This window comes from Corynebacterium sp. MSK039, from assembly GCF_030232315.1.
Classification (GTDB): Bacteria; Actinomycetota; Actinomycetes; order Mycobacteriales; family Mycobacteriaceae; genus Corynebacterium.
Genome location: NZ_JASPJL010000011.1, coordinates 24,253 through 37,816, shown reverse-complemented (window position 1 = coordinate 37,816; position 13,564 = coordinate 24,253). Strand labels below are relative to the sequence as shown.

Annotated in this window: 11 protein-coding genes; 4 read left to right on the top strand and 7 right to left on the bottom strand. The window is 65.9% G+C overall.

Annotation, left to right across the window (positions count from 1 at the left end):
- The first annotated feature begins 34 nt into the window (after positions 1 to 34).
- From QP997_RS07850 to QP997_RS07840, 3 genes are all read left to right on the top strand, one after another.
- Complete coding sequence (locus tag QP997_RS07850; RefSeq protein WP_284846791.1) at positions 35 to 1,297, top strand: 5-(carboxyamino)imidazole ribonucleotide synthase; 1,263 nt, start codon at positions 35 to 37, stop codon at positions 1,295 to 1,297.
- Positions 1,298 to 1,326: 29 nt separating this feature from the next.
- On the top strand, positions 1,327 to 1,854 hold the full coding sequence (gene purE, locus QP997_RS07845) for a 5-(carboxyamino)imidazole ribonucleotide mutase (protein ID WP_148813269.1): 528 nt from the start codon (positions 1,327 to 1,329) through the stop codon (positions 1,852 to 1,854).
- A 265-nt stretch (positions 1,855 to 2,119) separates the two neighbouring features.
- A complete protein-coding gene (locus tag QP997_RS07840) occupies positions 2,120 to 3,310 on the top strand; it encodes an IS1249 family transposase (RefSeq protein WP_284846777.1) in 1,191 nt (396 codons plus the stop codon).
- Positions 3,311 to 3,427: 117 nt separating this feature from the next.
- Here QP997_RS07840 and crgA read toward each other — a convergent pair whose 3' ends face one another.
- Complete coding sequence (gene crgA, locus QP997_RS07835; RefSeq protein ID WP_012359318.1) at positions 3,428 to 3,706, bottom strand: cell division protein CrgA; 279 nt, start codon at positions 3,704 to 3,706, stop codon at positions 3,428 to 3,430.
- Between the two features lie 145 nt (positions 3,707 to 3,851).
- On the opposite strand from crgA, the gene QP997_RS07830 reads away from it, so the two are divergent.
- Positions 3,852 to 4,538 carry a glutamine amidotransferase-related protein gene (locus QP997_RS07830; RefSeq protein ID WP_284846776.1) on the top strand — a complete coding sequence of 229 codons (687 nt, stop codon included), beginning with the start codon at positions 3,852 to 3,854 and terminating at the stop codon, positions 4,536 to 4,538.
- 30 nt (positions 4,539 to 4,568) lie between these two features.
- Here the strand turns inward: QP997_RS07830 and pknB are convergent, their stop codons facing one another.
- The 6 genes from pknB to QP997_RS07800 all read right to left on the bottom strand — a co-directional run bounded on the left by pknB (position 4,569) and on the right by QP997_RS07800 (position 13,479).
- On the bottom strand, positions 4,569 to 6,746 hold the full coding sequence (pknB, locus tag QP997_RS07825) for a Stk1 family PASTA domain-containing Ser/Thr kinase (RefSeq protein WP_284846775.1): 2,178 nt from the start codon (positions 6,744 to 6,746) through the stop codon (positions 4,569 to 4,571).
- 177 nt (positions 6,747 to 6,923) lie between these two features.
- Positions 6,924 to 8,567 (bottom strand): serine/threonine-protein kinase, encoded by a 1,644-nt coding sequence (locus QP997_RS07820; RefSeq protein ID WP_070758891.1) that lies wholly within the window; start codon positions 8,565 to 8,567, stop codon positions 6,924 to 6,926.
- 2 nt (positions 8,568 to 8,569) lie between these two features.
- Positions 8,570 to 10,018 carry a penicillin-binding transpeptidase domain-containing protein gene (locus tag QP997_RS07815; RefSeq protein WP_070758890.1) on the bottom strand — a complete coding sequence of 483 codons (1,449 nt, stop codon included), beginning with the start codon at positions 10,016 to 10,018 and terminating at the stop codon, positions 8,570 to 8,572.
- Positions 10,015 to 11,400: an FtsW/RodA/SpoVE family cell cycle protein gene (locus QP997_RS07810; protein WP_284846774.1), complete on the bottom strand. Its 1,386-nt coding sequence runs from the start codon at positions 11,398 to 11,400 to the stop codon at positions 10,015 to 10,017. Before QP997_RS07810 ends, QP997_RS07815 begins: the two co-directional genes overlap by 4 nt.
- 1 nt (position 11,401) lies before the next feature.
- Positions 11,402 to 12,967, bottom strand: coding sequence for a PP2C family protein-serine/threonine phosphatase (locus QP997_RS07805; RefSeq protein WP_284846773.1), 1,566 nt, complete (start codon positions 12,965 to 12,967; stop codon positions 11,402 to 11,404).
- Positions 12,964 to 13,479 carry an FHA domain-containing protein FhaB/FipA gene (locus QP997_RS07800; RefSeq protein WP_012359325.1) on the bottom strand — a complete coding sequence of 172 codons (516 nt, stop codon included), beginning with the start codon at positions 13,477 to 13,479 and terminating at the stop codon, positions 12,964 to 12,966. Before QP997_RS07800 ends, QP997_RS07805 begins: the two co-directional genes overlap by 4 nt.
- Positions 13,480 to 13,564 lie beyond the last annotated feature (85 nt).

The window sequence follows — 13,564 nt, the reverse complement described above, 5'->3', positions numbered from 1 at the left end:
ACCATCCGCTTCCGACTCCACCGCTGATTCCGGCATGACCCGCGCCGCTGACTGGTCCATCGCCCGGGCGGCTGCCCACGCGCCGGGCGCCCCATTGGTGACCATCATCGGCGATGGCCAGCTGGCCCGCATGATGCAGCAGGAGGCCGTGGAACTGGGCCTGTCTGCCCGCGTGCTTGCCGGCTCCGCCGACTCTTCTGCCGCGCAGGTCACCGCGGACGTCGTGCTGGGGGACTACACCAATAAGGCACACGTCGCGGAGGTCTCCAAGGATGCCGACGCCGTGACCTTCGACCACGAGCACGTGCCGAACGAGTTCCTCGACGAGCTCATCGCCGCGGGCATCAACGTCCAGCCACAGCCGAAGGCCCTGATTAATGCGCAGGACAAGCTGATCCAGCGCCAGCGCCTCTCCGAGTTGGGCGCCCCGGTCCCGGCCTTCACCGCCATCGCGAACACCGAGGACGCCGCTGCCTTCTGGTCCACCACCGGCGGCAAGGTCTGCCTCAAGGCCCGCCGCGGCGGGTACGACGGCAAGGGCGTGTGGTTCCCGGACTCCGAGGCCGAGCTCAACGAGCTGGTCACAGAACTGCTGGACAAGGGCGTGCCGCTGATGGCCGAGGAGAAGGTGGAGCTGGTCCGCGAGCTCTCCGCCCTGGTCGCCCGCACCCCGTCGGGGGAGGCGAAGGCCTGGCCGATCACCGAGTCCGTCCAGGAGCGCGGCATCTGCGTGGAGGCCGTCGCCCCAGCCCCGGGCCACGACGGAGAGGTCCTCAATCAGGCCCGCGAACTGTCCCGCACCATCGCCACCGAGCTGGACGTCACCGGCGTGCTCGCCGTCGAGCTCTTCGAGTTCCGCGACGCCAAGGGTTCGCTGGCGATCAGCGTCAACGAGCTGGCCATGCGCCCGCACAACACCGGGCACTGGACCCAGAATGGTTCCGTGACCAGCCAGTTCGAGCAGCACCTGCGCGCGGTGCTGGACCGCCCGCTGGGCAGCACAGATCTCACCGCGCCTGCCACGGTCATGGCCAATGTGCTGGGGCACGACGATGCCGACCCGGCCATGCCGATGCACGAGCGGATGGACCAGGTGTGGCGCCGCTTCCCGGCGGCGAAGATCCACATGTACGGCAAGGACTGGCGTCCGCGTCGCAAGATCGGCCACGTGAACCTCTCCCTGCCCGCAGGCCAGCCCGCGACCGACGAAGCGGTGGCTCAGCTGCGCCGCGACGCCCGCCTGGCCGCGGACTTCCTCGTCGCCGCCGAGTGGTCCGACGGCTGGACCGAAGCCTAGAAACCGATCAGCCCCAGGAGGCACATAACATGACTAGCAACAAGAATTCTGCCCCCACCGGCCCGCAGGTCGGCCTGATCATGGGCTCCGATTCCGACTGGCCGACCGTCGAGCCCGCCGCAGAGGTGCTGGCGGAGTTCGGCATCCCGATGGAGATCGGCGTGGTCTCCGCGCACCGCACCCCGGAGCGCATGCTGGACTACGCCCGCGAGGCGCACAAGAACGGCGTGAAGGTCATCATCGCCTGCGCTGGGGGTGCTGCGCACCTGCCGGGCATGGTTTCGGCAGCCACGCCGCTGCCGGTCATCGGCATCCCACGTGCCTTGAAGAACCTCGACGGCCTGGACTCCCTGCTCTCCATCGTGCAGATGCCAGCGGGCGTTCCGACCGCCACCGTCTCCATCGATGGTGCGAAGAACGCCGGCCTGCTGGCCGTCCGCATGCTCGCGGTGGCTGACCCGGAGCTCATGGCGCGCATGGTGAAGTACCAGGAGGATATGCGCGATAGCGTCATGGAGAAGGACGCCGCCCTCAAGCGCAAGCTCCTCGGCGAGTAGTTTCCAGCTGCCGCAAAGCCGGGTCTTGCAGCTCAGCAGCGCCATCGCTGGGCCTCGCAGCTCGGCCAGGAAAGGCAAAAAGCGCCCCTCGGGGCGCTTTTTGGGGTTAAGTAGCAGAAAGTGTGTCTGATTTTCAGCCTATCTGCTGGTCAGGCCGCATAAAACGGGCTTAAATAAGGTTCCAAACCTTATTCAGGCCCGTTTCTTGCCCAATCCACCGGAATGGCTCCTGCATGTGGTAACAGCGGCTTGGTTGTCTTTCTGGGTGACTCCAAACAGACCCCGATGCCCTATATGCGCTGGGCACATGAAGAAAAACGGCACCACAACCAAAGGAACAACCAGATGGCGGTGTAAAAACCCTGACTGCGGATGCTCAACAACACGACACCGCAAAGATCAAGCACTTGCCCGCGACTTCACAACATTTCACCGCTACGTCACTACGACAGCACCACTGACTCGCATCGCCTCGGAAGTCGGCTGCTCACGCTGGACACTGGACCGTAAATTCGAACCATTCTGGCTCATCAATGTCCCTCACACCCCGGATCCCAACCGGGTCTACGACCAAATCTTCATCGACGGCACCTACACCGACGCGGGCTGCTTACTTGTGGCGGCCAGCCACGACCACGTCATCGCATGGCACTGGACACAACGCGAAACCGCCCACGCCTACACCCAACTACTCAAAAACATCGCCCCACCACTATGCGTTGTCCTCGACGGTGGCCAAGGCGCCTACTCAGCAATCAACACCTGCTGGCCCACCACCCGCATCCAACGCTGCCTTGTTCATGCCCAACGCGTGGTCCGTCGCTACACCACATCGCGTCCACGCACCGACGCCGGCAAAGCTATCTACGCCCTGGCGTTGAAACTGACCCGTATCACCACACTCGACCAGGCACGGGAGTGGACACTACGCATGCACGACTTCGGGGTGGTCTACAAGGACTTTCTCAATGAGAAGACATCCGTGCCGAAAGAGCGCCGCACCCTCAACAACCAGTGGGAATGGACCCACCTGCGTGTCCGCAAGGCATACCACTCATTGCTACACCTCACGCGCAATAACTGGCTGTTTACCTTCCTCCAGCCCCCACCAGAAGCACTCGAACCACAGCGCTGGGCATCAACAACAAACAGTCTGGAAGGCGGGATCAACGCCCAACTCAAACGCATCGCCGATGCCCACCGCGGCAGATCCGGGGAGCGCCAACGCAAAATGCTCGAGTGGTACCTGCACTCGAAAACGCAGCTGCCTGACGACCCACTAAAGATCGCCAGGCAGTGCAACTTCGGACAAGATCAACTCGCCAAAGTCAACGATCTTGTCCCAGAAGACCACAACAAAGCCGACCACGAAACAGGACGACCAGCCTTCTACGACAACGCTATCCCAACCGAATATGAGCACAACATAGGAATCCGGAAAGGGCCCATGAGATAAAAAGGGCCCACCCGGCGACACGCCGAGCAGACACACTTTTTGCTACTTAACCCGCGGTTAGCGTCCTGAATTAAAAAACCCGCCCTGGCAGCCAGGGCGGGCAGAAAAGAGGAAGGGCTACTTCCAGCCCATCGTCATCAACAAACCAACGATGAACAGGCCGAAACCGATCAGGTAATTCCACGGGCCGAGGGTGACCATCAGCGGGATGGCCGGGCCGGCGATGTAGTTCACGACCAGCCACGCCAGGCCCAGCAGCATCAGGCCCAGCATGATCACGATGTACCACCGTGGCGTGCCCGAGGCGTTCAGCTTCACCGGGGTACGGCGATCCACCCCAGCGGCGGCGCTGGAATCGAAGTTCTCCTCCGGGGAATTGATCTTTGACTTAGGCATAATTCGCTTCCATTAAAGGGCAGTGCTTCCAGCTGCTAAGGCAGCTTCCAATACAACGGCCAATATTAGCAGCTACACCCGACAATTCCGCACCACACGGGGCACACCGGCACAAGCACGACACCACAGCGATAGAATCACACCCATGCGCATCTTGGTCGTCGATAACTTCGACAGTTTCGTTTATAACCTCGTCCAGTACCTCGGGCAGCTCGGCTACTACGAGCAGGACTGCGTGGTGTGGCGCAACAACGCACCCGAGCTCGGCGGCGAGGCAGGTTTCGACGACGCCGCCCTCGCCGATGTGCTGGGTCAGTTCGACGCCATCCTGCTTTCCCCAGGGCCGGGCGAACCCACCGCCGCCGGGCACCTCATGCAGGTCATCCGTGTGACCGTGGACAAGGGCATTCCACTGTTCGGCGTGTGCCTCGGCCACCAGGCCATCGGCCTGCACTTCGGCGGCCAGGTGGTGCGCGCCGACGAGCTCTACCACGGCAAAACCTCGCCCGTGACCCACGACGGCACCGGCGTGCTGCGGGGCATCCCGAGCCCGTTCACCGTCACCCGCTACCACTCGCTGACCGTCGACCCGGGCTCCGTGCCCGAGGAGCTGGCGGTCACCGGGCGGGTGGATTCCGGGATGATCATGGCGATGCGGCACACCAGCCTGCCGGTGCACTCCGTGCAGTTCCACCCGGAGTCCGTGATGACCCAATATGGCCACCGCATGCTCGCGAATTGGCTGATCGAGGCTGGTTTCCCGATCGATGAAGATCTGCTCGGCCGCATCGAGGAGGAACAGCTCGCCGTCACCGGCGCGCTGAGTAAGTAGGACGCCGACAGTCCCCGCCGACGGCGGAAACTACGGGATCAGGCGGAAGATAAAGACATCCACCGTGACCGTGGCGTTCTTGTCCAGGGTGGCACCCTCGGACGGCTTCTGACGCGCCACCCGGTCCACCCGGCCCAGGTCATTCGTCGGAACATCCACGCGGCGCAGCTTATCCGGGGAGCCTTCCCAACCCGCGGCACGCAGGGTCTCGTAGACCTGGCCGAACTCCTTGCCCGAGACATTCGGCACGCGGAACTGGTTCCCGCGGGAGACCGTCAGGGTCACCTCGGAGCCCTCGCGCAGGCGGGAGCCCTCGTCGCTGACGCTTAGAACCTTGCCCTCCGGCTCCGTGGAATCGACCTTATTGACGAGCACCGTGAAGCCCGAGGCCTCCAGGTTGGAGCGCGCATCCTCGACATCCTGGCCCGTGACCACCGGGACACGAACCTCCTGCGGGCCCGTGGACACCGTGATGGTGACCTTCGTGCCCTTCGAGACCTGCGAACCCTGCGCCGGGGACTGCTCAGTGATCTGGCCCTCCGGCACGGAATCGCTCGGCTCCTCCTTCACCCGATTATTCAGGCTCAGGCCGGCTTCCTTCAACAGCTGCGCTGCCTCGGAGGTGTTCTTACCCGTCAGATCCGGAACCTCGGTGATCTCCTTACCGGAGGACACCACCAGCGAGATCTCCGTGCCCTTCGGCACCGAGCTATTCGGACCCGGCTCCGTGCGGATCACACGGCCGCGCTCGATATCGGCGTGCGGACGCTCCTTCACGCGCAGCTCCAGGCCCAGGTGGTGGAGCTTGCGCTCGGCCTCGTCTTGGGTGAGGTTCTTGACGTCTGGGACGTTGACCGTTTCCGCCGTCGCGGCCGACCGGTCCGAGGCGATGTACGCCCAGGTCCCGGCGCCCAGCAGGAACAGCACCGCGAGGATCGCCACGACCGGGATCCACCAGCGCCGTTTCGGTTCCTCGTCAATCAGCGGGGTTTGTGTGTCGGGGTAGGTGCCGTGGTCCGGGTAGGACGTCGGCAGCTCGCCTCCTGCACCACCCGCGCCGGCGGCCGCCGGGTACGCCCCCGCAGCCCCACCGCCGTTGGCACCAGCGCCCTGGTCCGAGGCGTGCTCGCCGTTCTGGGCGAAGTTCTGGCCGCCGAGGTTGTGTTCCGCCGTGCGCTCCGTGGCGCCCGCAGCACCCGCGGCGCCCAGGCCGGCAGCGCCGAGACCTGCGGCGGCGGCCGTGCCCGCACCCGAGGACTCATCCGCGCGGTGCCGACCCCCGCCCATATCCGAGGAGCCAGCAGCACCCGCAGGACCCGTGGCGCCCGGCAGCTTCGCCACCAGTGGCACCTGATCCTCGCTCAACCGGCGCAGGTCCAGCGCCATTTCCTTGGCGTCCGCGTGCCGGTCGTCGGGGTTTTTCGCCATCGCGGTGAGCACGATGGCGTCCAAACTATCCGCCTCACGGTGGGAAAGATGCATGCCCTCGACCGTCGACGGTGCCGGCGGGGCGTCCTGGACATGCTGGAAAGCCACCGAAAACGGCGACTCTCCGGAAAACGGCGGCTGACCTGTCGCCAACTCGTAGAACACGCAGCCAGCAGCGTAAATATCGGAGCGGGAATCCGCCGACTTACCCCGCGCCTGCTCCGGGGAGAGGTACTGGGCGGTACCGATGACCGCGGCCGTCTGCGTCATCGCAGAAGAGGAATCAGACAGGGCACGGGCGATACCGAAATCCATCACCTTCACCGCGCCGGTGTTGGTGATCATGATGTTCGCCGGCTTGATATCCCGGTGGATGATGCCCGCCTCGTGGCTGAAGTGCAGCGCCTCCAGGACCTGGGACATGATGGCGGCGGCATCCGTGAGCCGCATCTTGCCGTACTCCTGGACGATGTCGCGCAGCGTTTCGCCCTGCACGCGCTCCATCACGATATAGGGCACGGAGCCATCTTCCGGCGGGGTCTGGCCGGTGTCGTACACCGCCACGATTGCCGGGTGGTTCAGCTTCGCAGCGTTCTGCGCCTCGCGGCGGAAGCGCTCCAGGAAGTTCTCGTCGCGGGCGAGGTCCGGCCGCATCATCTTGACGGCGACCTCGCGGCCGAGGAGCTCATCGACGGCGGCATAAACGTCCGACATGCCACCAGTGCCGATCTTGGCACCTAGGTGGTATCGGCCACCGAGGATCGCCCCGTCACGGTCCACGACCGACCTCCTCTGATCTTCCAACTCACTGTGTACTGCCGCGGTACGGCTCGGGCGGGTGCCCGCCCGGAATCTGCTTCAAAGCCGGTAACTTTACCGCGCCACAGTTCCCATTACTACTTTAGTGTTTTCTTCGCCTCGGAAAGCCCGGTCGCGCAACTGGGCACCGGGCTGCGGCTAGATCGCCCGCAGCCCCAGCGCCCCGACCTCGCCATCGGCGGGGTTGGAGGTACCCGTGCCGGTTGGGCCCTCCGCGTTATTCCCCGGGTTGGGCTGCTCGCCGCCCGGGTCCGGAGCCGGCGGGACGGGGTTGTCCTCCGTCGGGGCCGTTGGCTGGGACGGCTGCGAGGGCTGGCGCGGGCTGCTCGGTGTGGGCTGTGTGCCCGTCGGTCTACCCGGCCGTGTCGACGACTGCCTGGGACGTTCCGGTCGGGTCGAGCTGGTCTCCCCGTCATCTGACCCATTGTCCTCGCTCGGCTGGGTCTTCTCCGGGCGGGGATCCACCGGCTGCTGCGGGACGTACTCCTCCTGGGTGGGGGAGGTCGTGACCTCGCTGGTCACGGTCTTCGTCTCCTGCTCCTGGGTCGAGGAGTTCGAATCGCTGAGCAGGAGGTAGCCGATCACACCCAGGCCGAGGGCTACAACCACCCCGAGCACGATCCACGGGGTCGCAGAGCCGCGCTGCCCGCCGCGACGACCCGCCGAGCGGGAGGACGCCGCCCCCGCAGCACCCGCGGCGCTGGCCTTGCGCGGCCCTTGGGCGGGACCCTGCCGCGGCGGGACAGCCGTACCCGGGCCCGACACGACCTGGCTGAGCTCCGCGTCGGAATCCTCAGGAGCAGCACCCCGGGCACCACCGTGAGCAGCGAAGACGTCCGTATGGGCGGCGGCGTCGGCAGCGGACAGGGCCGCCGGGCGAGGGGCCGGAGCCCCGGAAAGGACAGCGGCGGTGGCCTCCGCGAGCTCCTGGCCATCGGCGTAGCGGGCACGCGGGCTCTTGCGCAGGCAGGTGTTCACCAGCTCGCGCAGCGGGGCGCTGAGCTCCTCGGGCAGGGGCTCCGGCTGTTCGGAAATATGCTTGATCGCCACCGAGACGGAGGAGTCCCCGCGGAATGGCCGGTGGCCAGCCAGCACCTCGTAGGCCACCACGCCGAGGGAGTAGACATCGGAAGCGGCGGTGACCTCCCGGCCCTGCGCCTGCTCGGGGGAGACGTACTGGGCCGTGCCCACCACCATGCCGGTCTGGGTCAGCGGCACGGCCTGCGCGGCCTTCGCGATACCGAAGTCCGTGATCTTCACCGTGCCATCGGCGGTGAGCAGCAGGTTGGCGGGCTTGATATCCCGGTGCACCGTACCGGTGGCGTGGATCGCCGCCAGGCCCATCGCGGTCTGCCGGATCAGGTCCAAGGCCAGGGGCTCCGGCAGCTGGCGCTCGCGGCGCAGCACATCCGCCAGGCTCTCGCCGCGCACGTACTCCATCACGATGTAGCAGAACACCGCACGGGTCTCGTTCGTGGGCTGGGAGCCGTCCGCGGAAATCTCCCCGTAGTCATAGGTGGCGACCACATTCGGGGAATCGAAGTGCTCCGCGGCCTCCGCCTCGTTGCGGAAGCGCTCGCGGAACTCCGGGCTCTCCGTGTATTCGGGTTTCAGGATCTTGATGGCCACGTCCCGCTGCGCCACGGTGTCGCGGGCGAGCCACACCGTGGACATCCCGCCTCGGCCCACGATCCAGCTCAGCTGGTAGCGCTCACCCAATAGCCGCTGGGTGTACTCGATATCCGTGCGGTCCGGTTGGTGCTGCTCTGGGTGCTCAGTCATTTTTAGCGCTGCTCCTGCTCCGCGGCTGCGATGACGGCACGGCCGATTGGGCCGGCCACGGCGTTACCCGTGGCGCCCTGGCCCATGCCGCCACCGTTTTCCACCAGGACGGCGACGGCCACGTCCGCCTCAGTGGAAAACGCGATGTACCACGTGTGCGGGGCGGCCGCGCCGCGAACTTCGCCGTGCTCGGCGGTACCGGTCTTCGACGCGATGGTGGCCGAGCCGCCGCCACCGCGCTCGGAGCCCTGCATGAGCTCCTTGAGCTGCTCTGCCGTCTCCTTCGGAATCGCCCGGTTCAGCCGCTTTGGCTTCGTCTCCTTCAGGGTCTTCAGATCCGGGCCCGTGATCTTGGAGACCAGGTGCGGCTCCATGCGCACGCCACCATTGGCGATCGTCGCCGCGATCACGGCGTTCTGCAGCGGGGTCAGGGAGACATCGCGCTGGCCGATCGCGGACTGGCCCAGGGCCGCCTTGTCCGGCAGGTCACCCAGCGTCGAGCGCTGCATGCCCAGCCCCAGGCCCTCGTAGCTATCACCCACGCCGAAGGCCTCCGCGGTCTTACGGAAAAGATCATCGCCGTGCTTGACGCCCAGTTCGACGAAGGGCACGTTGCAGGACTTCTCGAAGGCCACTCGCAGCGTGGTGGTCTCCCCGCCCGCGCAGCGCTGGCCGTCGTAGTTCTCTAGGGTCGTGACCGTGTCCGGCAGCGTGGTCTGGCTGGCGGCGCTGACCGGAGTATCCGCATTATCGCCGGCCTGTAGTGCGGCGGCGGTGGTGATCACCTTGAAGGACGAGCCCGGGGGTTGGGTCACCTGGGTCGAGCGGTTCAGCAGCGGGGAACCTGCGTCCTGTCTGAGGGCCTCGAAGTTCGCGGCCGCTGCCTCCGGGGACTGATCCGTGATCGCGCTCGGGTTATAGGAGGGCGTGCTGGCCATCGCCAGCACCGCGCCCGTCGAGGGGCGCAGGGCCACGACAGAGCCGGAGTAACCCTTGCTAGCCAGCTCGTTGTAGGCCACCTGCTGCACCTGCGGGCTTAAGGTGAGCTCCACATTCGCGCCGCGGACCTCCTTGCCGGAGATCTGGTCCCACATACGACGAGCGAAGAGGCTGTCGTCCTCACCCGAGAGAATGGAATTCTGGCTGGCCTCGATACCGGAGGCACCGAAGCGGTCGGAGAAGTAACCCTCCACCGAGCCGAAGGCCTCTGGGGCGTAGACGTAGCGGCGGTTGTAGTAGCCGTTATCGTCCCGCACGGACTCGGCCAGTACCTGCCCGCCAGCGGAGATCTGCCCGCGCTGGCGCTGCTTCATGTCATAGAACTGGCGCGCGTTCAGCGGGTTCTCCGCCAGCTCCTTGGTCTGGAAGGCCTGAATATAGGTCAGGTTGATCAGCAGAATGACCGTCAAGATCATGCTGAAGATGGCTACGGCTTTAATCGGTCGATTCACGCGAGCTCACCTTCCGCGTTGTTCTGCGCAGCCCCCTGCTTCTCCTCGGACTTGGCATCTGTCCCGCCGGACTTGCTGCCCTCGTCCTGCACCGCGCGCCGGGCGCGGGCGGAGTCGGAGATCCGCAGCAGGATCGCCAGCAGGATGTAGTTCGCCAACAGCGAGGAGCCACCGTGGGCAAGGAATGGGGTCGTCAGGCCGGTCATCGGCATGAGCTTGGAAATACCCGCCACGACAACGAAGACCTGCACCGCGACCGTCAGGGACAGGCCAGCGGCGACGAGTTTGCCGAAGGAATCGCTGGCGTGCATGCTCACCGTGAAGCCGCGGAGCACGAAGATTGCGTACAGAAGCAGGATCGCGGATAGGCCGATCAGGCCGAGCTCCTCGCCGAAGGCGGAGAGGATGAAGTCCGACTGCACCACCGGGATCAGCTCCGGATAGCCCTCGCCGAGTCCCTTGCCGGTGATCCCGCCGTAGGAGAGGCCAAACAGGGACTGCGCGAGCTGCAGACCCCGGTTGTGGAAGTCCGCGAACGGGTCCACGAAGTTCGCCACACGGGTCTGGATCTTGTCGGACACCTGGTACACCGCGACCGCGCCGACCGAGGCCAGCCCCACGCCGAGCACCACCCAGGAGGCGCGCTCCGTCACGATGTACAGCATCCCCAGCACGGTGGCGAAGAGAAGCAGGGCCGGGCCGAAGTCGTTCTGCGCGGCGGAAATGACCATCGCCAGTCCCCACACGAGGAACAGCGGTCCCATGTCGCGCATGCGGGGGAACTGTAGCCCCAGCAGGCTCTTACCCGTCACGGAGAACAGGCGTCGCTTGCTGACCAGGAGTGCGGCGAAGAACAGCAGCAGCAGGATCTTCGCGAACTCGCCCGGCTGGATGGAGAAAGGCCCGATAGAGATCCACACGTTGGCGTCCGCATTGAGGCTGGTCGGCCACACGATTGGCAGCGCGAGCAACACCAGCCCCACCAGGCCCATCAGATAGGCGTAGTCCTGCAGCGAGCGGTGGTCTTTCAGGAACACCAGCACCGCCACCAGCAGGCCCACGCCGATAACCATCCACATGATCTGCGACTTTGCCAGGGACATGCCCGTGGCCAGGTCAATGCGGTAAATCATCACCAGACCCAGCCCGTTGAGGAGAGCTGCGACGGGCAGTATCACCTGATCCGCGTCGGAGGCCACCCAGTTCATCACCAGGTGCGCGACCAGGAAGATGAGGAAGAACCCACCGACCAGCAGGAAGATGCTGGAGCTGAGCTCATTGCCCTGCGCCAGCTCCAGCGACACAACCGCCGTCAGGGTGACCACTGCGGTGAGCAGCAGCAGCCAGGCTTCGGTCTTTCTCTTAAAAAAGCCCTTGGTCAATTCACTTCACCTCCCGGCAAGACACGCCGGGGGTCGTCAGGTCCTCAGCGCCCTTCCTGGCGGTGCTCGTGGCCCGGTCCGCGCTCGGGCGCTTCCCATCCTTCTTCTTCTCGCGGGTCACGCACACCGGCAGGGTTTCCTCTGCCAGCCGGTTCACCTGCTCGACGACGGCCTGGTAGCTGTCCTCCGGCATGCTCTCGACGGTGCTTCGCGCCGAGGGTGTCAGGTCGGAGGTCAGGAAGAGGTGGCAGTCCTCGGGGGCGTCATTGTCCGCGCCGATGAGCCGCACGGAGGCGGACTCGTCGAGGCAGATCCGCTGGTGCGTGGAGTTCAGGGAGACCCCCAGCAGGGAGCCGTGCACCCCGTTCTTCACGACGATCTGCTTGCCCTCCACGGCGACGAAGTAGGTATCGCCGATCTTCTGGTAACCGAAGAACCCGGCGATCCCGAGCCCCACGACGAGGACGAGCGCGATCACCAGGGCGATCCAGCCCCGTCCCCGCTTCTTTTTCGGGACGTCGGTTCCGCCCGGCCCGGTGGCAGCTGCCGCGCCGGATGCGGGCGCAGCGGCCTGGTCGGACCGGCCACGCTTCTTGGCGGTGTCGGCGGGCTCGGGCATCTCCTCGGGGTCCTTGGGGGGACGGGGAGTCCGTGAGCTCGTCACGCTGGCACCGCTGGCCGCGGCGCGGGCCGCGGGCGTGTCGAAGCTGCGGCTCTCCTGCATAGTGGGGGAGGCAGCACCGGCGAGCACTGGGGTCTCCGGCAGCGGGCCGCGACCAGTGGAACCTGCGGCGCCGTCCTCGCCCGCGGCGTCGTTCTCGACGGCAGCGAGGTCCACGACATCCGCGACGACGACCGTGACGTTATCTGGGCCGCCACCGCGCAGCGCCATCTCGACGAGGCGATCGGCTGCGGTGGCAGGGTCGTAGGCGTTCAGAATGTCCCGCATCGTGTCGATGCTCACCGGATCGGAGAGGCCATCGGAACACAGCATGTAGCGGTCGCCCGGCAGCACCTCAAACTCCGTGAAGGTTGGCTCCACGGGCCGGCCGGTAAGCGCCTTGAGGATCAGGGAGCGCTGGGGGTGGGAGCTGGCGTCCGTGGCGTCGAGCTTGCCCTCGTCCACGAGGGTCTGGACGAAAGTATCGTCCTTCGTGATCTGCGTGAGCTCCCCGTCGCGTAGCCGGTAGGCGCGGGAGTCGCCGACGTGGCACATCGCGGCCTTAGCGTTGCTGAATAGGATCGCGGTGAGGGTGCAGCCCATGCCCTCCAGCTGTGGGTTCTCATCCACGTGGGAGGCGATGCGCTCATTGCCCTCATCCACCGCGCGCTCCAGCACGGAGGTGAGGCGGCGGCGCTCATCCGGCTCGTCCAGGAGCGGAGAGTCCAGCGTCCGCAGGGTGTCCACCAAGAAGCGGCTGGCGACCTCGCCGGCCGCGTGGCCACCCATGCCATCGGCGAGAGCCAGCAGGCGCGGGCCCGCGTAGGCTGAGTCCTCATTATTCGTGCGCACCAGCCCGCGGTCGGAGGATGCGGCGAAATCTAAAGCCAAGCGCTGATCCGTCATTGCTCCATCCTCACCTGGGTCTGCCCGATCCGGACTTCCATTCCCTCGGCGAGCCGTTCCGGCTGGTCAATGCGTTGGCCGTTCAGCCACGTGCCGTTGCGGGAATCCTGATCCTCGATGAACCAGTCCCGACCCCGGCGGATGAGCCGGGCATGGGTGCCCGACGCGAAATCATCCTCCAGCTGCAGTGTGGACACCGAGGAACGGCCGATCGTGATCTCGTCGTAGCCCTGGAAGTTCAGTGTGGTCCCGGTCAGCGGGCCACTGGTGATGATCAGGGACTTCGGCGGATTCGTGCGGTGACGCGTGCCCCGGAAACCGCTGCTAGACGTGCCACCAGCCAGGCCAACATGGGGGGCGGCGTAGCCCATCGGCGCGCCACCACCAGCGGCAGCCCCGGGGTTCGCCGCGTAGTTCAGATCCTTGCGTAGCGCGCGGAGTGTCATCCAGATGAAGAACCACAGCAGCACGAGCAGGCCGATCTTGACCACTAGTAACAGTGTGGTGTGCACGGTCTTCACTCCTTATATATCGGGCATACGCGAGCAGCCGGGCCGCAGGGGCGGCCGAACTGTCCGGGCTTTAACCCTAGTTTAG